The organism is Campylobacter sp. BCW_4332, assembly GCF_001763175.1.
In the GTDB taxonomy this organism is placed as follows: domain Bacteria; phylum Campylobacterota; class Campylobacteria; order Campylobacterales; family Campylobacteraceae; genus Campylobacter_D; species Campylobacter_D jejuni.
Window position 1 is genome coordinate 1 of record NZ_MJYF01000007.1, and the last position, 18,543, is coordinate 18,543.

Genomic DNA, 18,543 nt, shown 5'->3' on the forward strand with positions numbered 1-18,543 from the left:
ATCAACGAAAACATCCTTGCTACTAAAAAAGGTTTAGAACAAGACAATCAAGCTGTTAAAGAATCAGTTCAAACCGTATCAGTTGTAGAAGGTGGTAATCTAACAGCAAGAATTACTGCTAATCCAAGAAACCCACAGCTTATTGAACTTAAAAATGTTCTAAATAAACTTCTTGATGTTTTACAAGCTAGAGTAGGTTCTGATATGAATGTTATTCATAAAATATTTGAAGAATACAAAAGCTTAGATTTTAGAAATAAAATCTCTAATGCTTCAGGAAGTGTTGAATTAACTACTAATGCTTTAGGTGATGAAATAGTTAAAATGCTAAAACAAAGTTCAGACTTTGCTAATGCTTTAGCTAATGAAAGTGGAAAATTACAAACTGCTGTTCAAAGCTTAACCACTTCTTCAAATTCTCAAGCTCAATCTTTAGAAGAAACTGCAGCAGCTTTAGAAGAGATCACTTCTTCTATGCAAAATGTTTCAGTTAAAACTAGTGATGTTATCACTCAATCTGAAGAGATTAAAAATGTTACAGGTATTATAGGAGATATCGCAGATCAAATCAATCTTCTAGCTTTAAATGCAGCTATTGAAGCTGCACGTGCTGGAGAACATGGTAGAGGCTTTGCTGTTGTGGCTGATGAAGTTAGAAAACTAGCTGAGAGAACTCAAAAGTCTTTATCTGAAATAGAAGCTAATACTAATTTACTTGTTCAATCTATCAATGATATGGCAGAAAGTATTAAAGAACAAACTGCAGGTATTACTCAAATCAATGATAGCGTAGCACAAATTGATCAAACTACTAAAGATAATGTTGAAATTGCTAATGAATCAGCTATTATTTCTAGTACAGTAAGTGATATAGCTAATAATATCTTAGAAGATGTTAAGAAGAAGAGGTTTTAATTAGTCATTTATACCTAGTGAAAAACTAGGTATAAATTTTTTCTTCGATTTAAATTTTTCATCAAAATTTCTAAAAAGTTTCCAAATATTTTTATATTTCCATTGTTTTAAATTTTAAATGGAGTAAAAATAAATGGAAAGAATATTGTTTTTAAAAGGTTCAGCTTTAGGTTCTATGGTGGCTTTTTTTAAGTTCAAATTTAAGTGCTGCTATGCTTAAGGATAAGGATTTTCTAGGTTTTAAAGTTGTTGATGCAAGCACACAAGATAAAGTTATAGCACCACAAGGTTATGAAGCAAGGGTTTTAATTTCTTGAGGTAATCCACTTTTAGTAAAGCAAAACCTTATGATGAAAATAAAATCATCGATATAAATGTAGTTAAAATGCTCATTTGGTTTTTTAGAGATAACGATGATGGTATGAGTTTTTTCCACTTTCAAAAAATAGAGCAATTTTAGCCGTTAATAATGAATATATAAATCCTGAAATTATATTTAATCATCCATAGCAAAAATTTAAGCAAAGAAGATATTTTATATGAGCAAGCTAGTGTGGGTGTGAGTGTCTTAGAAATCGAAAAAAAGATGATGATTGGACTGTTTTTAGACTCTAAGTATAACCGCAGAATCGATGCAAACACTAAAATGCAAGTAAGTGGAGCAGCTAAAAAAGAAGTTTTAAAAAATGAAAAATTTGTTCATGGAACTTTTGCAAATTATACGAATGAACAAACACTTTGGGAAACTTATATCACCTGTGAAGAAAATTTTGACGATTTTTTGAATTTTAGATGAAAATTTAGAATTTTGATGAAATATTTGATTTAGCTAAAAATATCGACGAAATCAATCTTTTAATATAAAAATATGCTTTAAAAGAACTTCTTTAGGGTGTTTAAACATGTAAATATAGGAATTATCGTAAAAAAGACGGGTTTATATGGGTGAATGACGTGTTATTTTTAAATTTATTAGTAAACACAAATATAAAAAAGGTGCTAATATAGCAAAATTATTAGATGAAAGCATTTTGTATATAGGACAGTTTAATGGTAAAGTGGGAGATTTTAAAAGATAGGGAAAATGGATAGCAAGCCACAAGCAAAGTGGTTCTAAAGAAGTATTTGCAATACTAGCAAATAATAAAACCACCAAGAACCTATCTCTTGATGAGCTTAAATTTGATAGAGATGGAAGACTTTGGATGCAAACAGATGGATCTTATCTAATAAAGATGAATACGAAGGTATGGGAATAACTGCATGCTAGCAGTAAATCCAAAAATAGGGAAATCAGACGTTTTTTAACAGGGTTTATTGCTTGTGAATTAACAGGGATTGTTTTTAGTGAGGGTTATACTACAATGTTTGTAGGTATACAACACCCAAGAGAAGGTTTAAAAGGTAGTACTTTTCCTTATGGAAAAACGCCAAGATCGAGTGTAATGATGATAAGAAAACTTGATAGTGGAGTGATAGGAAGCTAATAAATTCCAAGCTTAAGGCTTGGAATTTAATTACTGCATTAGCAATTACCAGTTTTTAAATATTTTATAATAGCTTCGCTAGCACGATAGGCTAAAGCATTTAAGGTTAAGGTAGGGTTGTAGCCTGGATTATGTGGAAAATTTCCTGCACCTACGACAAAAAGATTGTTAACATCCCAATGTTGTAAATAAGGATTAACTACACTTGTACTTTTATCTGTACCCATTATAGTTCCGCCAGCAATATGGGTAGAAGTATACCAACCATTTGAAACTACTCCATAATCTCCTAATTTTGGCGAAGTGTAAATATTTTGCGCTCCCATTTCTTGCATGATGCTTTTTAGTTTTGGAAGCATAAAATTATAAAGATTTTTATCTTGTTTGGTAAAATTATAGGTTACGCGGATAAGTGGTAGTCCATAAGCATCTTTATAAGTTGGATCAAGGGATAAATAATTACCTATATAAGGAATAGATGCACCCTGAGCTCCAATATAAGTAAATCGAGTATAATTATAAATAGAAGCTTTTTTAAATTCGGCTCCCCATGAAGGTGTACCTGGTTTAATTGGATTTGATGCTATAGGTCTTGCTCCATTTTGGGAAATTCTAAAGCTTGCTCCATGAATAAAATCAAGTTTAGAATGATCGAAATTATCCCCGTTAAAATCATCTATCCAATTGCAAAGTGCCCAGATCCAAGATAAGAATTAAATGGATCTTTGAAAAAACCATTAACACTAGGTGTGATTTGATAACTATAATTTTTTCCTAAAGTTCCTTTGCCTGTTTTTGGATTATAAATTTCGCCTATATTAGAAACCATTAAAAGTTTAGCATTGTTGAAAACATAAGAGCCTAGCATAACCACTTCTGCAGGCTGGATAAATTCTTCTAAAGTTAAAGTATTGATAAATTTTACCCCTGTAGCTTTACCATCTTTATGCAAAATTTCTAAAACATTAGCATGCGTTTTAATATCTAAGTTTTTAGTTGCTAAAGCTGAAGGTATAGTTGTTACTATAGGAGAAGCTTTTGCACCATATTCACAGCCAAAATGCTCACAAAAAGCACAATATTGACATGCTCCCAAGCTTTGTTTATCAGGATTTGTATAAGTTTGAGATGAGTTTGAAGCAGGAACCATACATGGATGATATTCAAGTTTTTTCGTTGCTTTATCAAATTTTTTTAACATAGTTGTTTTTTCTAAAGGAGGATTTGGATAAGAATTTTTTCTTTTTCCTGAGAAAGGACTTTTATCTTCTCCAGAAACTCCCATCATTTTTTCAGCTTTGTCGTAGTAAGGTTCCATTTCATCATAGTTTACACCCCAATCTTGAATAGTGTATTCTTTAGAAACTTTATTTTTGCCATATTTTTCTTCTGTTAAAGATTTTATTTGAAAGTCATAAGGTAGAAAACGATAACTCATGCCATTCCAATGAACTCCTGCTCCACCAACATTATTACCGACATCAAAAGCATAATTTTTTCTCATTGGTAAAGCAATTTCATTATCATTATTCCTAACACATATACTTTCTTTACTTAAATCTTGTTTCATTGCAGCATTATTTACATATTTATACTCATCATGCGCACCCAAAAAATCCGAAGTATCTTGATGTCCACCCCTTTCTAAGGCGACAACTTTAATCCCTGCTTTAGCGCATTCATTTGCAACAATAGAAGAACTTCAACCTAAACCTATAACAACAACATCTGTTTTTTTAAGTATTTTTGCCATTTGTATTCCTTTAATGTGACATATCAGCCAAAGAAATAGGCTCTATCACTTCAAATTTATCTCCATCTAAAACTTGAGCTGCGTAAGTCATTTGAGCGCCTGGGAATTTTTTCATGCGCCAAGCTTGCATATTTGCATTGCCGCCATAAATTGGATCAGCATAAACTCCTGTTATAGTTATGCTTCTTAACTCTGTAAAAAAATCGCTAGCTTTTATCTTATCTCCAAAAGAAACCTTTGTTTTATCTTGTTCAAAAGCTCTTAAGACTTCATCTTTTTGTTTTGCGCTAAGCTCTACAAAGCCTTTTTTATAACGAAGTTTTGCTTCTTCATCTAAAGCATTTACCCCCATTTTAAAAAGTTCGGCTCTAGTTAAAGGATATTGATAACCTTGATTTTTCTTTCCTTGTATAAAAGGTCCAAAGCGATAATCTTTTGCTCCACTTCAGTAATTTCCTGCAAGTTCATTATCTATAAAAATAGCTACACCTAATTTTTTAGCACCTGGTCCTAAATCATCTTCGGGAAAAATTCTTTCTACTGCTTCACTCAGAATATCAAGTTGTGCAGAATTATTAAAAAAAATTCTAGCACGATAATTTTGAGTAGAATTCAAATTGTTTTGATTGTGCGTATGAGCAAAAACCATACTTGGTGCGATAGCACCTACTAAAGCAAACAAAGATGAGGCTTTAAGAAAATTTCTGCGACTTTGTTTTTTGTCCATGTTTTTTCCTTCCTTATTTTTTTAAATGTGTAATTATGTAACAAAATTAAGTATAATTTAAATTATATTTAATAATATTTATAAAACGTTATGAAAAAATATTTTATATTTTTAAGGAGTGTTGATATAAAGATTTAGGCTAGGAATTCTAGCCTACAATAAGAAAAAATCAATGCAAGCTTTCTATATAAGCCATAGCACTTAATGCAGCTACAGCTCCATCACCTGCAGCACAAATCACTTGCTTAGGTGCATCTTTTCTAAGATCTCCTGCGGCAAAAAGTCCAGCAACACTAGTTTGCATTTTAAGATCAACACTTACTTGCCCACCTTCTTCCATATTGCATAAAAACTTACCATCGTCTTGTTTTAAAATTTCATTTCTTACATTAAGACCAACAAAAGTAAAAATTCCTGGAACATTTAAATCTCTAATACTACCATCTTTTAATTTTACTTTTACACCAGTAACACCCATTTTATCACCATATACTTCATCTACACTTGCACTAGTAATGAGTTCTATTTTTTCATTTTTCTTAACTTTTTCTACTGTAGATGGAGCTGCTCTAAACTCATCTCTGCGGTGGATAAGATAAACCTTAGAACAAATATTTGCTAGATACAAAGCTTCTTCTAAAGCCGTATCTCCACCACCTAAAACTGCAACTTCTTTATTTTTATAAAAAAATCCATCACAAGTTGCACAAGTGCTTACACCTTTTCCAAAAAATTCATCTTCGCCTTTAAAACCTGCTCTTTTTGGAGCTGAACCTGTGCAAACTATCACAGCTTTAGTAAGTTCTGTTTTACCACCTTCTAATTTGATGGTAAAACTTCCATCACTATTTTTTAAAATTTGTTCTACTCCAACCATTTCATGTTTTAAACCAAAGCGCATACATTGTTCATTCCAAGGAGCCATAAAAGAAATTCCATCCATAACTTGGGCTACACCTGGATAATTTTCTATTTCAGAACTTGAGGTAATTTGTCCGCCAGGCATACCTTTTTCAAACATTACTACATTCTTAAGACCACCTCTAGTTGCATAAAGTCCGGCACTAAGTCCAGCAGGACCTCCACCTATGATTGCTACATCTAACATCTACATTTCCTTTATATTGAATTTTATTATTAATAATGATATAAAAATTATTCTTAATAGTAGTTAATAAAAATTATTATTTAGTATAAATTTGAAATTTTTAAGAAGAAGGCTAGTTATACTAGCCTTTAGTTTATAGTAAAGAGTTTAGTTTATCACTAATTGCTTGTTTAGATTGTGCACCAACGAGTTGATCTACAACTTCACCATTTTTAAAGAAAATAAGCGTAGGAATAGAGCGAACACCAAATTCAGCTGCTAAATCACCTTGTTCATCTGTATTTACTTTGCAAATTTTAGCTTTACCATCAAAGTCATTTGCAAGTTCATCAATAACTGGAGCAAGCATTCTACAAGGTCCGCACCATGGAGCCCAAAAATCAACTAAAGCTACACCTTCTTTTGCTTGAGCAAAATTATCACTTGTTAATTCAATATATTTTCCCATAATTTTTCCTTTCTTTAATTTTTGTCTAATTGTATTTTATTTTTTTAAATATCAGCTTAAAAACTTATATTTTCGCAAAATTGTATCACATCATTTTTAATGCAAATCAGATCAATCTGAAAATCCGATGAAATTCCATTTTTAAGATGATAAAATTCTATAGTTTTTAAAATTTTTTCAAGTTTTTTTCTATTCAAACGCTCGGAAGCTTCATAATCATTTTGAGTAAATTTAACCTCTATAAAATGTAAAATTTCATCTTTTTTGGCTATTATATCGATTTCTCCAAATTTAGAATGGAAATTTCTTTTTAAAATTTCAAAGCCTTGTTTTTTTAAAAATTTACAAGCCTTATCTTCACCTAAAATTCCATCTAAATAAGCTTTTACACCCATTATTCTATACGCATCATAAAAGGCTTGGTTTTTATAAAATCTTGTTTGCGTAAAATTTCAAGCAAATTTTGTATGCTTTTTTCATAAGTTAAATGCGTAGTAAAAAATAAAGTACTGTAATTTTCATCATTTTTTTTAGGTTTTTGTAAAAAACTATCGATAGAAATATTATTTTCACTCATCAATTGTGTGATTTTAGATAAAACCCCTATTTTATCTTCAACTTTCACCCTTAAATAATATTTTGTATAAATTTCATCTTTGCTTAAAAGCTCGTATTCTAAAGTATTCACAAAACCAAGCATTGGTGCTTTTACCTGATCTCTTGCTATATCCATAAGATCTGAAATCACAGCACTTGCAGTGGCCTCTCCTCCTGCTCCTGCTCCATAATACAAACTTTCACCCAACAAATCTCCATTAATACTTATAGCATTCATCACTCCATCGACTTTTGCAAGCATTTTTTCTTTATCTATCATAGTAGGATGCACTCTTAATTCTACTTTATCTTCACGCACCTTGGCTATACCTAAAAGTTTTATGGTAAATTCAAACTCATTAGCAAAATACATGTCTTCAGGCGCAATTTCGCTAATACCCTCGATCAAAATATCTTCAGGTTTAGCTTTAAGATTATAAGCGATACTTGATAAAACAAGCAGTTTATGAGCTGCATCTTGTCCTTCTATGTCAAAAGTTGGATCAGCTTCTGCATAGCCTAAATTTTGAGCTATTTGTAAGGCTTGTTTAAAACTCATATTTTTTTGACTCATAGAACTTAAAATATAATTACTCGTACCATTTAAAATCCCTTTTATAGCCAAAATATTATTTGCACTTAAACCTTCTTTTAAAACCTTTATAATAGGAATTCCTCCAGCCACACTTGCTTCATAACCAAAGGCTAAATTTTTAGCCAAATTTTCAAGTTCATAACGATGATAAGCAAGCATAGCTTTATTTGCAGTAACAACAGCTTTTTTCTTTTTTAAAATTTCACTCACTATTTTAAAAGCTTCATCCACTCCACCCATTAACTCCACAAAAACATCTACATCAGCATTTAAAATTTCTTCAACGCTATGAGTAATTGGAATTAAAGCGTTTTTTTTAGGACTTCTAGCAAGAGCGATCACAGGAGTTATGCTTTGCCCACATCTCGCACGAATAAGTTTATTGTTTTCTAAAAGAAATTTAACCACTGCACTTCCAACAGTGCCATAACCAAGAATTGCTACTTTCATAACTTACTCTTTTAAATATTTTTTGATATTGCGTGCAGCTTGGCGTATGCGATTTTCATTTTCAATTAAAGCAATTCTTACATACTCATCACCTGCTTCGCCAAAACCTACCCCAGGACTTACTGCAACACTAGCACGCTGTAAAAGTTGCTTTGAAAATTCTAAACTTTTTAAATGTCTTTTGCTTTCAGGGAGTTTTACCCAAACAAACATACTTGCTCTTGGTTTTTGAAGTTTCCAGCCTGCATTTTCAAAAGCTTCAAGTAAAATGCGCATTCTTTTATCATAAGTTGCACGGATTTCATCCACACAAGTTTGATCTCCATCTAAAGCTATGGTAGCTGCTACTTGAATAGGTGTATACATACCATAATCAAACCAAGATTTTATTTTTTTAAGCGCACTGACTAAGCGTTTATTTCCTACTACAAAACCTACACGCCAGCCTGCCATATTGTAAGATTTTGAAAGAGTGTAAGTTTCTACCGCTACATCTTTTGCACCTTCAATTTCCAAAATAGAAGGAGTTTTATAGCCATCATAAGTTAAATCTGCATATGCAATATCTGAAATAATATAAAATCTTTCTTTTTTTGCTGTTGCTATCAATCTTTCATAAAAACTTTTTTCACAAGTTACTGTTGTTGGATTATGCGGGAAATTAACAACGACATATTTTGGACGCGGGATGCTTTCATTTAAAGTTTTATGTAAATTTTCAAAAAATTGATTTTCATCAAGCTCAAATTTTTCATTATAAGCTAAAGGCATTTTTGCTACATTACCTCCTGCTATAATAAAAGCTTGAGTATGTATAGGATAAGCAGGAGTTGGCACAATAGCAACATCTCCAGGATTTATAATCGATCTTGCAAGATTTACAAAACCCTCTTTTGAACCCATGGTAGCTACAACTTCATTTTCAGGATCTAAATTGACATTATATTTTCTTTTATACCAATTACAAATTGCTAAGCGAAGTTTATAAATCCCCATGGAAGTAGAATATCCCGAGGTTTTATCTTTGTTAGCACTTTCACAAAGTTTATCTATAATGTGTTGTGGAGTTTTACCATCGGGATTTCCCATTGAAAAGTCGATGATATCCTCTCCGGCACGTCTTGCTGCCATTTTTATCGCATTTACCTCTGCGAAAACATAATTTGGAAGTCTTTCTATGGTATTAAAACGGATTTCATCAAACATTTCTTAATCCTTTATTTTTTAAGTGTGATTTTTAAACCCCTGCGTATATTATCTAAACTATACATATCGCTTACAATAGCATATATAGCACCATTTGGAATAAGTTCTGAAAAATGATTATTTTTATTTTCGCTTTTTACTGCTTTAATTAGATTTAGATTTTTATCTAAAAAGAAGATTTTAGGAAACCAATTGTCTAAATCATTTGCATCAATAATCAAATTTGTAGCATTTTTTAAATCAAGCACATAGTCTTTAAGGGGCTTTTCTAATGATTTTGGAGTATTTAAATTAACATTTGTATTGGTTTTTAATACAGCATTGGAAAAATTTAAATCATATTCATAATCATATGCCCCAATACGCTTAATATTATCTATATAGACAGAATTTTCTTTTAAGAGATTGTAAAGCGTTCCAGGATCTAAAATATATTGAGATTCTACTTGTATGGTATAGTCAATATTTCCTTCTCTTAAAATCAAATCTGTAGGGATAAAATATATATATCCGGCATCTGTTAAAACATCGGATAAAATTTTAAAAAACATAACTTCATCAGCTTTTGCTTTAAAATTTAGCCTCAGAGTTTGAGGATTTGATAGTGTTAAGGCAATTAAAGAATTGGTTTTTAATATTTGAGATATTTTTGCAATATCACAATTTCCATTATTATCTATGTAAGAATTATTTGAAAATAATAATTCTAGTTGAGAATTTTTACTAGGATTGTTTACTAAATTTTTTGCCAAATCAAGACTTGAGATTGCAAAAGATATATTAACATAAAGAGTAAGAATAATAATTTTTTTTACCATTCTTTGCCTTTATTTAATTTTGCAAATTCAGCAGCTGAAATACTTGTAATTTTTCCATCTTTAATCAAGAAACGTTTTGAAATTCCTGCAGGAAATTTTTGTTCTTTATTTTCTTGATCAAACATTGTTAAAGCTGCAGCTCCTGTTAAAATTAACTGATCTTTATCTAAAGAAATATTAAAATCTTTTTCTTTAACAAAGCTTGTTTTTTTAAGGCTTTTTAAATCTATCAAACCTATCCAAATCTTGGTAGAGATTTTAAAATGTGCTTCTTTTAAAGAATCAGTTTTTGGTGTATTTATGTCTTCTTGGATTTGGGTATTTTTTTCTTCATCAAGTAAGGTTGTGTTATTTTCACTGATATTATTTTCTATGCTTATGTTTTTATCATTTTCTTGTAATGAGATGTTTTGGATTGGTAAAACGCTCTCTGTTTTATTTGTTTCTTGTGCTTTATTGTTGTCTATAACAACAACATTATTTCCACCTAAAGATTTTAAATTTTCTTGTGCTTGTCCTATGATATCTATAACTGTTGTACTAGTATTATTTTGTTCATCTTTGAAAAAAGTTTTAAGTGTATCAAAATAATAAATTCCACTTCCTATGATCACTAAAACAATAAGAATAATCAAAGAAGGCCAAGCATTAGAGGATTTTTGACTATAAGCATCTAGTTTTGGGGTTATCATTTTTGATTTTGTTTGTGGAGTAGGATTGTTTTCACTAAGATAAGCTTCATACTCTTCGTTAAAATCACTAAAGTCGAGTTCGTATTCTCTGCTTAAAATTTTAACAAAACCTTTAACATTAAAACGACTTAAAACAGCAAAATTCTTTTCTGCTAAAGCTTCAAGAAAATCAAGTTCAATTTGTGTTTTTGCTGCAACTTCTTTTAAATTTAATTCTTGTATTTTTTTCCAATTAAGCATTTAACATCCTATCACAAAGTATTGCAAAAGCAGCGCTGACATTAAGACTATCAAAATTATTTTTCATCGCAATGCCCACACATTCATCGCATTTTTTTACAATTTTAGAGCTTAAACCAAAACCCTCACTCCCCAAAACTAAAACTTTTTTACCATTGCTTATTTTTACACTGTGAATTTCTTTTCCCGAGCCATCGCTCGCATAAAAATAAAAACCCACTTGTTTTAGTTCATTTATTACACTTAAAGCATCGTTGCTTATCACAATAGGTAAATCAAGAGCCGCTCCGCTGCTTGTGCGAATTACTCCTTCCATGGCTAATTTTTCACCAATAAAAATTAAAGCTCCAACCCCTAAAGCATAAGCTGTACGCGTGATAGCCCCTATATTTCCTACATCACTAATTCCATAAAGCATAACAATAAAATCATTTTTTTTGACCTCATTTAAATTCGCAAAAGAACTTTCTTTAATATCTAGCAAAAAACCTTGATGGTTTCCACCTTTCGCATAAGCTTGAGCAGTTTTAAAATCAAGTTTTTTGATTTTAAAACCTGATTTTGCGATTTTGGAAAAAGTAGTTTTATCACATTCTTTTGCTAAATAAAGCTCATTGATACAGTCTTTATGATATTCTAAAATATAAAAAAATATTTGCTTCCCATAAACTATCATATTAAAATTTTACCTAATCTTGACTTAAAAGCAGTTTTTGATAAATTTCTTTTGCATTTTTTCCATTAAACTTTGATAATAATTTTGCTTTTGCTTTTAAAGGCAGCTCTAAATCCATAATATCTTTTTCACAAAGAGTATTTTGCAAAAAATTTTGTTCTTTTGATTGTAGTACTACAACCCATTCGCCGTTTAAATTAGACTTTTTTAAAATTTCAAAAAGCTGTTTAGCATTGCCTTTAAATTTATTTTCAAATTTTTTACTGATTTCTTTAATCAAGAAAATTTCTCTTTGGCTGTCTAGAATCATAATTTGTTCTATCAAAGATAAAATACGCTTGGGAGATTCGTAAATAATACTTGGATAAGGAAAGTTTAAAATTTTTTCTATATCTTTTTGTCTTTCTTTGCCTTTATTTGCTAAAAAACCGATAAAGATAAATTCTTTTTGACAAAATGCCGAGCTTACAAGAGCAACTAAGGCTGCATTTGCACCTGGTAAAATTTCATAGGCGATATTATTTTCTTGTGCAAATTCTACCAAAGCCTTGCCAGGGTCACTAATCCCTGGCATTCCTGCATCGCTTAAATAAGCTACATTTTTTTCAAATATTTTTAAATCAATACTTGCTAAAACCTCTTTTTCATTATGGGAGTGTAAGGCTATAAATTTAGAAATATGTATATCAGTGTGAAATTTTGCATTTAATAATGAAATCAAAGACTTACTTACTCTCGTATCTTCGCAAAACACAAGATTGCAAGTCTTTAAAAGTTCTAAGGCTCTAAAAGAAATATCGCTTAAATTTCCTATGGGAGTAGGAATAAAATAAAGCATAATTATTGCATTGCGTATTTTTTCTTAAATTTCTCTACACGACCTGCAGCATCTACAATTTTTTCACTACCTGTAAAAAAAGGATGGCAATTTGAACAAATATCTACTTTTAATTCTGCTTTGTTTGACTTTGTTGTAAAAGTATTTCCACAAGCACAACTTACTTTGCATTCTACGTATTCTGGGTGAATTTCTTTTTTCATTAGTTTTCCTTAAAAATTAAAACAATAAGCCGTGATTATAAATTATTTAACATAAAAAAGAGATTAATTTAAGAAAAGTTAAAGCAAAATTTTTGAAGCTATAGCTATAATAGCTGTTTGACTTTTTAGAATATTAGAGCTTTTAAGAGAGACTTTCCGGTTAAACAATAATCTCTCATCATTGTTAAATCCACCTTCAGGACCTATAAAATATAATTCTTTTTCATCGAAATGACTTTGTTGTTCTCCTTGAAAATCAACCATAATTGCATTTGGAAATTTTTGAACAAATTCTTGAGTGCTTTGGTGGATAATTAAATCCATTTTAGTATTTCTACCGCATTGTTCACAAGAAGAAATAATGATTTTTTCAAATCTTTCTAAATCGATTTTAAAATTTCTTTGTGAAAAATTTGTAAAAACCAAATGTAATTTTTTTACTCCAAGTTCATTTAAGAAAGGTAGAGTTTTTTCTAAAATTTTAATATCTATAATGGCTAAGGCTAAGTTTAATTCACTTTGTTTTATATTTTGTGATTTTTTGTTTAAAAATTTTAAAGTGCAAGAATTTCTTGTTAAATTTGTGATTGTATAGTTGTAAAGAAAATTATCTTGTAAATTTCTAAGATTTAGCTCCGAATTTTCCTTTACTCTTCTTACTTTTAAATGATTAAAATTTTCTCCTTGAAGTTGTATAAACTCTTCTCCAGCTTGCTTGTTATACAAAAATTGCATTTTATAGATATCTTTCTATTAAAAAAGGCAAAAACAATAAAAAAATTTCAAAAGGTAAAATCAAACAACTAATCCATCTAAAAGTGGCATATTTTCTAAATCTTCTTGCTTTTTTGAAACAAACAAAGTGAAAAATTGCTAAGGCAAAAATTAAGATCCAAGAAAAAATCATTACCCAGATATTGACATTCATTTGAAATTGTTTCATTGCTGATAACAAACAACCTGTAAAAATAATCAAAGCTAAAAATAAATAATAAATTGGTAAAAATAATCGTATTCTGCGAATAAAAATGAATTCGGTTTTAAAATTTCCTTGTGTTAGTATAAGATAAAAAAGCATTAAAAAACCGCTCGCATAAAGACTATAAAGATGTAAAGCTAAAAAGAATTCGTAACTTTGATCCATTATTTTCCTTTGTTTATAAAATCAGCTAAATTTTGAATTTGTTCATCGCTTAAAAAACTATGGTTTTTATCTTTTATCATTTTTATTTTTTGTATAAAAATTTTATTGCCTAAGGTTTTAATGGCCGTGCTGTTTTTAGGTTTTAATTCTCCTTTTTCTCCATGACAAGTGGCGCATTTTTGTTTATATAAAGAGTTGATAATACTAGGATTGGCTTCATGTTCATCATCTGAACTTTGTGCTTCATCATCTACAGGTAAAGGCAGGTTGGAGTCACTTAATTCTGTTTTTTCATCGTTTTGTTCTATTTGGACTACTTCTTGATCTGTATTTTGAGTCTTGGAAATATTTTTTTCATCATTAGAACAGGCAGATAAAACTAATAAAAAAAAACTTAAGGCAATTAAAATTTTAGCTTTTTGCATTAAATCTCCTTTGGATTTATAAAAATTTCTTCATTTTTTAATTTGTTATAAAAATCTATATCATTCCATTCTGCTTTAATGCCATTAGAAAATTCTATGTCTTGAAGTGAAATTTTTGGCATTAGCTCACTATAGGCATCTTCTCTAAAACCTTGTGCATAGCCTGTTCTTGTTTCATGAACAATGATGCTTTGTAAAGTTACTCCTTGTTCTCCATTTACCATTTTTGTTTGTTTTAATAGAGCATCTATAAGTATGAAAAATACACGACAAAAATTTTCAGCACTTACATTAACAGGCAGGCAAATCCAACGACTTGAATATTTTTTCATTTCTTCTAAATATTTTGCGTCATCATATTTAAAAAGAGTGATAGCATGATCAAAACTATCAATAATTTGGCGTATATAGGTTTTTAAAAGTCCAAAATCATAGACCATTCCAGCATTATCTAAATATTTGCTTTCAAGTAAAACTTCAACTTTGTAAGAATGTCCATGAATGCTACTTTTGCAACGCTTAGAAGAACAAAATCTAACAATGTGTGCGTTTTCAAATTCAAATAATTTTCTTATAATCATACACCCTCTTTATTGTTCCAAAGACGAATATGAATTCTATCAGAATAATTATAACCATTCTTAATACAAAATTCAGCAATTTTTTGAGCATTTTTTTTAAGATTTTGCTCATTTTCACCCATAGGCATACAAAAAATTTGATTTGGAGCTTCTTTTAGAATTTCATTGATTTCTAAAAATGAATTATCAAGGGTATTGGCATTTAAAACAAATTTATAAAAACTATCTTTTGCGTAATTTTTAAATGCTTTTAAAGCTTTAAAATTTAATCGTTTATCTTTTTTTATCCCGCTATTTTGGAGTTTAACGCTTAAAGCAAAAATACATTCTTTGTAAAAAGGATATCTATCAAAATCAATTTCTATGCTTCCATTGCTTTCAAAGTGTATTTCGAATTTATTTTTTAATAACATTTGGATAAATTCTATAAATTCAGGATTTTCATAATGGATTAATGGCTCTCCACCTGTGATAACAACTATAGGATTAAAACCTTGTTTTAATTTTATCACTCTTTTTAAAAGTTCATTAGCATTTAAAGTTTCATAACTTTCTTTAAAATCTTTTGTGAAAACAGCTCTTATCGTGTCACATCCGATGAGAGTTTTATTGTTTTTTGATATTTTTACATTAAAACCTAAACAGTTGAAATTACAGCCAGCAAAACGCATAAAAATAGCTAATTTTCCATTATATTTACCTTCTCCTTGAATACTTAAGAAACTTTCAACAAGTTGCAAAATTAACCTCCAGTTTGATAAAAAGCACGAGATGAGGTTTTATTATCAACAACACTCCATTTATTTTTTTCTGGTTTATTTCTTAATACCTCTTGTAATATTTCTACAGCGGCTTTAATATCACCTTTTCGAACCGCTTCTTTTATACTTAATGCTTCATCAAAATAAAGGCAAGGTATTAACAAGCCTTCAGCGCTTAAGCGTATGCGATTGCAAGAATCGCAAAATTCATGGCTATGAGGATCTATAATTCCAAATTCATAATCATCTGCCTTGTAAATACTCACAGGTGCTTTTTCATCTTTTTTTATAAGTTGAATTTGATATTTTTGACTTAAAATTTGTATAATTTCATCTCTTTTTAATCCTTGTAATTTACCATAAGCATGAGTATTTTCCATAAATTCTATAAAGCGAATTTGAGCTTTTTTTGATTTTGCAAATTCCAAAAGAGATATCAGTTCATCATCGTTTAAATTTTTAAGAGCTACAGTATTAAGTTTTACTTTCAAATCTAGATTTAAAGCTTCATCAATTCCAGATAAAACACTATCTAATACATCTTTTTGCGCAAGAGTTTTTGCTTTTTTGTGATCTAGGGTATCAAGTGAAATATTAAGTCGTTTAAGTCCAGCATTTTTTAAGTCTTTAGCAAAGTCTTTTAGTAAAAATCCATTTGTAGTTATAGCAAGGTCAATATCGCTTTTATAATCGCTAATCATTTTTATAAAAATACTTAAATCTTTTCTTAATAAAGGTTCCCCACCTGTTATACGGATTTTTTCAATTCCTTCGTCTATAGCTGCTTTGATAAATAAAAAAAGTTCTTCGAAGCTTAATAAATTTTCTTTTGGCTGATAATCGAAAGGAATTTTTGGCATACAATAAAGGCAGCGAAAGTTACATCTTTGTGTAACTGAAATTCTAAGATAATTTATTTTTCTACCGAATTGATCTATAAGCATTTATTTTCCATTCTATTTTATTAATTTCTTAAATTTTAAGACAAGTTCTACATTTCCAGTGCCAATGCGTAAATCTTTAGCGATTTGTTCTATGCTTTTTCCTTCTTTGAAAAGATTTTCTATTTTTTGTTCTTCTGTATCGTAATTTGGTGTAAGTTTAGCCATGCTTTGTGCTTTTTGTTCCAAATTTAAAAGACGATTTTGTTGTTCATTTTGAAAATCTTCTATGATATGTTCCATAGTTTTTAGTGTTCTTAAAACAGGAGTGATTTTTGAACTGATTTGTTTATCAAGTTCAATCATAATTTCTTCTTTTAAAAGAGAGATTTTATAGTCTTCATCCTCTTCGCTATCATCTTTAACCCCTAATTCTTTACGAAAATAATGAAGTTCTTTGGTAATATCTTCTATCACATTTTGAAGTTTTGCTATTTTTGCATTATTTTCTCTTTCTTTGATATTCATATAGGCTAGCATTGCAATTAAAAGCACAATTATAAAAACTAAATAAAGTACATCATTACTCATTCTTGGCCTTTCTTATTTCTTATCATATTTCTTTGAATTTCAACAACAAAAGTATCAAAAGCCATTTTGTCTTCAGGCTTAATTTTGATAATTTTTGCCAATGTTTGACTTTGAGCTTTGATAAAAATAGCTATTTTTTGATTATTTAAATCAAATCTTAAATAATATTCTTTATCTTCTTCTAAAATAGTATCCAAAAAATTTAGATATTCAAAATTCAAAGATTCTACTACCCCTTTTTGCTTAAGCGGTATAAGTTCTTTATTTTTATCTAAAGAATTTTCAAGCCTTAAAATATCTTCTTTTAGACTTAAAAGAAGATCAAAAATAATTTTTTCACCCTCGTCAAAATCAATGCGTAAAGCAAGTTTTTTCCATTTTAAAATTTGAGAAATTGCTCCAAGTTTTAGGTATTCTCCAAGAAAACGGTTATTTTCTATTTTACAACATTCTAAATGAGCTTCAAATCCTGCTTTAAAAAGTGTTAATTCCATAATAAATCAATCCAAATAAAAATAAAAAAGATAATACTTAAATAACCATTGAGAGTAAAAAATGCTCTATCAATATGAGCAAAATTCTTGTGAACAATTTTATGTTCCAAGGCTAAAATAATACCGCTTATAATTACCCCAGTAAGTGCTATTTTTCCAAGTGCTACACCCCAAACTTCCCACACAAAAAGAAGCCAAAATAATACCGCTAAAATATGGCAAAAAGCTGATATAAATAAAGTAGCCTTTGAGCCAAATTTAGCAGGGATAGAGTGAAGTCCTATTTTTTTATCATACTCCATATCTTGTAAAGAATAAAGCAGATCAAACCCAGCTGTCCAAAAAGTTACACCTAAACATAAAATAACGCTATAAATGTGAATTTCACCCATAATTATAACGCTTCCTGCAATAGGCGCAAGTCCTAAACAAAATCCTAAAACTAAATGCGCTAAAGAACTAAAGCGTTTGAAAGCTGAATAAATAGCCAATACAAAAAGCACAGGAAAAGACAAATAAAAAGCCAAGGTATTAATAAAATAAGAACATAATATAAAAATAAGTGCATTAATAATAATAAAAATCCATACGCTTTTTCTACCTATTTTTCCACTGACATTAGGACGATTTGCACAACGAGGATTATCCTTATCTATATCTTCATCCATTAAACGATTTGTAGCCATGGCAAAATTTCTTGCACTTACCGCACAAATAATACCTAAAATCAATGCCTTAAAACCAAACCAAGCAGTGTCATTTGTAAGTTTTGATGCTACAATCATAGAGGAAAATAAAAAAGGCAAAGCAAAAATAGAATGTTTAAATACTACAAGTTCTAAAATATCTTTAAATTTTATCCAGAATGTGTTCATTTTTCTACTTTAAAATATTTTTTGCTATGATTTTACTA

The 18,543-nt window shown here is 29.5% G+C and carries 21 protein-coding genes and 3 pseudogenes; 3 read left to right on the plus strand and 21 right to left on the minus strand.

The window, feature by feature from the left end; all coding sequences use genetic code 11:
- The 3 genes and pseudogenes from AJN64_RS00095 to AJN64_RS09895 form a co-directional block, all read left to right on the plus strand.
- Positions 1-915 (plus strand): methyl-accepting chemotaxis protein (locus tag AJN64_RS00095; protein WP_002934477.1); only part of this gene is annotated, 915 nt, incomplete at its 5' end.
- 133 nt (positions 916-1,048) lie between these two features.
- Positions 1,049-2,196 (plus strand): annotated as a pseudogene (locus tag AJN64_RS00100) (PhoX family protein); the annotation flags it as partial.
- Positions 2,197-2,279: 83 nt separating this feature from the next.
- Positions 2,280-2,402, plus strand: a complete 123-nt coding sequence (locus tag AJN64_RS09895) for a hypothetical protein (protein ID WP_407919714.1) — start codon at positions 2,280-2,282, stop codon at positions 2,400-2,402.
- A 38-nt stretch (positions 2,403-2,440) separates the two neighbouring features.
- Here the strand turns inward: AJN64_RS09895 and AJN64_RS09860 are convergent.
- The 21 genes and pseudogenes from AJN64_RS09860 to mqnP all read right to left on the minus strand — a co-directional run bounded on the left by AJN64_RS09860 (position 2,441) and on the right by mqnP (position 18,505).
- Positions 2,441-4,095, minus strand: a pseudogene (locus tag AJN64_RS09860) (GMC family oxidoreductase).
- A gap of 70 nt (positions 4,096-4,165) precedes the next feature.
- Positions 4,166-4,882, minus strand: a pseudogene (locus AJN64_RS09900) (gluconate 2-dehydrogenase subunit 3 family protein).
- Positions 4,883-5,051: 169 nt separating this feature from the next.
- Positions 5,052-5,990, minus strand: coding sequence for a thioredoxin-disulfide reductase (trxB, locus tag AJN64_RS00115; protein WP_002857228.1), 939 nt, complete (start codon positions 5,988-5,990; stop codon positions 5,052-5,054).
- Positions 5,991-6,123: 133 nt separating this feature from the next.
- On the minus strand, positions 6,124-6,438 hold the full coding sequence (trxA, locus tag AJN64_RS00120) for a thioredoxin (RefSeq protein WP_002778629.1): 315 nt from the start codon (positions 6,436-6,438) through the stop codon (positions 6,124-6,126).
- A gap of 56 nt (positions 6,439-6,494) precedes the next feature.
- Positions 6,495-6,833: a YraN family protein gene (locus AJN64_RS00125; protein WP_044778703.1), complete on the minus strand. Its 339-nt coding sequence runs from the start codon at positions 6,831-6,833 to the stop codon at positions 6,495-6,497.
- The gene (locus AJN64_RS00130) at positions 6,833-8,080 is read right to left on the minus strand and encodes a homoserine dehydrogenase (protein WP_044778705.1); all 1,248 of its coding nucleotides are present in this window, start codon (positions 8,078-8,080) and stop codon (positions 6,833-6,835) included. The genes AJN64_RS00125 and AJN64_RS00130 overlap by 1 nt, the downstream gene beginning before the upstream one ends.
- Positions 8,081-8,083: 3 nt before the next feature.
- On the minus strand, positions 8,084-9,286 hold the full coding sequence (locus tag AJN64_RS00135; protein ID WP_044778706.1) for an LL-diaminopimelate aminotransferase: 1,203 nt from the start codon (positions 9,284-9,286) through the stop codon (positions 8,084-8,086).
- Positions 9,287-9,297: 11 nt separating this feature from the next.
- Positions 9,298-10,104 carry a hypothetical protein gene (locus AJN64_RS00140; protein ID WP_070243038.1) on the minus strand — a complete coding sequence of 269 codons (807 nt, stop codon included), beginning with the start codon at positions 10,102-10,104 and terminating at the stop codon, positions 9,298-9,300.
- Positions 10,098-11,036: a membrane protein gene (locus AJN64_RS00145; protein WP_044779789.1), complete on the minus strand. Its 939-nt coding sequence runs from the start codon at positions 11,034-11,036 to the stop codon at positions 10,098-10,100. Before AJN64_RS00145 ends, AJN64_RS00140 begins: the two co-directional genes overlap by 7 nt.
- Positions 11,029-11,712 (minus strand): 23S rRNA (guanosine(2251)-2'-O)-methyltransferase RlmB, encoded by a 684-nt coding sequence (rlmB, locus tag AJN64_RS00150; RefSeq protein ID WP_044779788.1) that lies wholly within the window; start codon positions 11,710-11,712, stop codon positions 11,029-11,031. Before rlmB ends, AJN64_RS00145 begins: the two co-directional genes overlap by 8 nt.
- Positions 11,713-11,725: 13 nt before the next feature.
- Positions 11,726-12,550 carry a 16S rRNA (cytidine(1402)-2'-O)-methyltransferase gene (gene rsmI, locus AJN64_RS00155; RefSeq protein ID WP_044778709.1) on the minus strand — a complete coding sequence of 275 codons (825 nt, stop codon included), beginning with the start codon at positions 12,548-12,550 and terminating at the stop codon, positions 11,726-11,728.
- 2 nt (positions 12,551-12,552) lie between these two features.
- The gene (gene rpmE, locus AJN64_RS00160) at positions 12,553-12,753 is read right to left on the minus strand and encodes a 50S ribosomal protein L31 (protein ID WP_002860977.1); all 201 of its coding nucleotides are present in this window, start codon (positions 12,751-12,753) and stop codon (positions 12,553-12,555) included.
- Positions 12,754-12,831: 78 nt separating this feature from the next.
- A complete protein-coding gene (locus AJN64_RS00165) occupies positions 12,832-13,488 on the minus strand; it encodes a 16S rRNA (uracil(1498)-N(3))-methyltransferase (protein WP_002871515.1) in 657 nt (218 codons plus the stop codon).
- 1 nt (position 13,489) lies between these two features.
- Complete coding sequence (locus tag AJN64_RS00170) at positions 13,490-13,897, minus strand: membrane protein (protein ID WP_002851635.1); 408 nt, start codon at positions 13,895-13,897, stop codon at positions 13,490-13,492.
- Positions 13,897-14,322, minus strand: a complete 426-nt coding sequence (locus tag AJN64_RS00175; RefSeq protein ID WP_002933342.1) for a c-type cytochrome — start codon at positions 14,320-14,322, stop codon at positions 13,897-13,899. Before AJN64_RS00175 ends, AJN64_RS00170 begins: the two co-directional genes overlap by 1 nt.
- A complete protein-coding gene (locus AJN64_RS00180; protein WP_002858675.1) occupies positions 14,322-14,903 on the minus strand; it encodes a 6-pyruvoyl trahydropterin synthase family protein in 582 nt (193 codons plus the stop codon). The genes AJN64_RS00175 and AJN64_RS00180 overlap by 1 nt, the downstream gene beginning before the upstream one ends.
- Positions 14,900-15,643, minus strand: a complete 744-nt coding sequence (locus AJN64_RS00185; protein WP_044794467.1) for a 7-carboxy-7-deazaguanine synthase QueE — start codon at positions 15,641-15,643, stop codon at positions 14,900-14,902. Before AJN64_RS00185 ends, AJN64_RS00180 begins: the two co-directional genes overlap by 4 nt.
- A 2-nt stretch (positions 15,644-15,645) precedes the next feature.
- Positions 15,646-16,608: a GTP 3',8-cyclase MoaA gene (gene moaA, locus AJN64_RS00190; protein ID WP_002860981.1), complete on the minus strand. Its 963-nt coding sequence runs from the start codon at positions 16,606-16,608 to the stop codon at positions 15,646-15,648.
- Positions 16,609-16,620: 12 nt separating this feature from the next.
- Positions 16,621-17,136 (minus strand): DUF6115 domain-containing protein, encoded by a 516-nt coding sequence (locus AJN64_RS00195; RefSeq protein ID WP_002860982.1) that lies wholly within the window; start codon positions 17,134-17,136, stop codon positions 16,621-16,623.
- On the minus strand, positions 17,133-17,630 hold the full coding sequence (locus tag AJN64_RS00200) for a hypothetical protein (protein WP_053872472.1): 498 nt from the start codon (positions 17,628-17,630) through the stop codon (positions 17,133-17,135). Before AJN64_RS00200 ends, AJN64_RS00195 begins: the two co-directional genes overlap by 4 nt.
- A complete protein-coding gene (gene mqnP, locus AJN64_RS00205; protein ID WP_053872471.1) occupies positions 17,621-18,505 on the minus strand; it encodes a menaquinone biosynthesis prenyltransferase MqnP in 885 nt (294 codons plus the stop codon). Before mqnP ends, AJN64_RS00200 begins: the two co-directional genes overlap by 10 nt.
- Between the last annotated feature and the right edge of the window lie 38 nt (positions 18,506-18,543).

What these genes read in the sequence shown, in the direction of transcription:
- AJN64_RS09895 (WP_407919714.1), top strand. Translation starts at nt 2,280, where the DNA reads ATGTTTGTAGGTATACAACACCCAAGAGAAGGTTTAAAAGGTAGTACT.
- trxB (WP_002857228.1), bottom strand. Translation starts at nt 5,990, where the DNA reads ATGTTAGATGTAGCAATCATAGGTGGAGGTCCTGCTGGACTTAGTGCC.
- trxA (WP_002778629.1), bottom strand. Translation starts at nt 6,438, where the DNA reads ATGGGAAAATATATTGAATTAACAAGTGATAATTTTGCTCAAGCAAAA.
- AJN64_RS00125 (WP_044778703.1), bottom strand. Translation starts at nt 6,833, where the DNA reads ATGGGTGTAAAAGCTTATTTAGATGGAATTTTAGGTGAAGATAAGGCT.
- AJN64_RS00130 (WP_044778705.1), bottom strand. Translation starts at nt 8,080, where the DNA reads ATGAAAGTAGCAATTCTTGGTTATGGCACTGTTGGAAGTGCAGTGGTT.
- AJN64_RS00135 (WP_044778706.1), bottom strand. Translation starts at nt 9,286, where the DNA reads ATGTTTGATGAAATCCGTTTTAATACCATAGAAAGACTTCCAAATTAT.
- AJN64_RS00140 (WP_070243038.1), bottom strand. Translation starts at nt 10,104, where the DNA reads ATGGTAAAAAAAATTATTATTCTTACTCTTTATGTTAATATATCTTTT.
- AJN64_RS00145 (WP_044779789.1), bottom strand. Translation starts at nt 11,036, where the DNA reads ATGCTTAATTGGAAAAAAATACAAGAATTAAATTTAAAAGAAGTTGCA.
- rlmB (WP_044779788.1), bottom strand. Translation starts at nt 11,712, where the DNA reads ATGATAGTTTATGGGAAGCAAATATTTTTTTATATTTTAGAATATCAT.
- rsmI (WP_044778709.1), bottom strand. Translation starts at nt 12,550, where the DNA reads ATGCTTTATTTTATTCCTACTCCCATAGGAAATTTAAGCGATATTTCT.
- rpmE (WP_002860977.1), bottom strand. Translation starts at nt 12,753, where the DNA reads ATGAAAAAAGAAATTCACCCAGAATACGTAGAATGCAAAGTAAGTTGT.
- AJN64_RS00165 (WP_002871515.1), bottom strand. Translation starts at nt 13,488, where the DNA reads ATGCAATTTTTGTATAACAAGCAAGCTGGAGAAGAGTTTATACAACTT.
- AJN64_RS00170 (WP_002851635.1), bottom strand. Translation starts at nt 13,897, where the DNA reads ATGGATCAAAGTTACGAATTCTTTTTAGCTTTACATCTTTATAGTCTT.
- AJN64_RS00175 (WP_002933342.1), bottom strand. Translation starts at nt 14,322, where the DNA reads ATGCAAAAAGCTAAAATTTTAATTGCCTTAAGTTTTTTTTTATTAGTT.
- AJN64_RS00180 (WP_002858675.1), bottom strand. Translation starts at nt 14,903, where the DNA reads ATGATTATAAGAAAATTATTTGAATTTGAAAACGCACACATTGTTAGA.
- moaA (WP_002860981.1), bottom strand. Translation starts at nt 16,608, where the DNA reads ATGCTTATAGATCAATTCGGTAGAAAAATAAATTATCTTAGAATTTCA.
- AJN64_RS00195 (WP_002860982.1), bottom strand. Translation starts at nt 17,136, where the DNA reads ATGAGTAATGATGTACTTTATTTAGTTTTTATAATTGTGCTTTTAATT.
- AJN64_RS00200 (WP_053872472.1), bottom strand. Translation starts at nt 17,630, where the DNA reads ATGGAATTAACACTTTTTAAAGCAGGATTTGAAGCTCATTTAGAATGT.
- mqnP (WP_053872471.1), bottom strand. Translation starts at nt 18,505, where the DNA reads ATGAACACATTCTGGATAAAATTTAAAGATATTTTAGAACTTGTAGTA.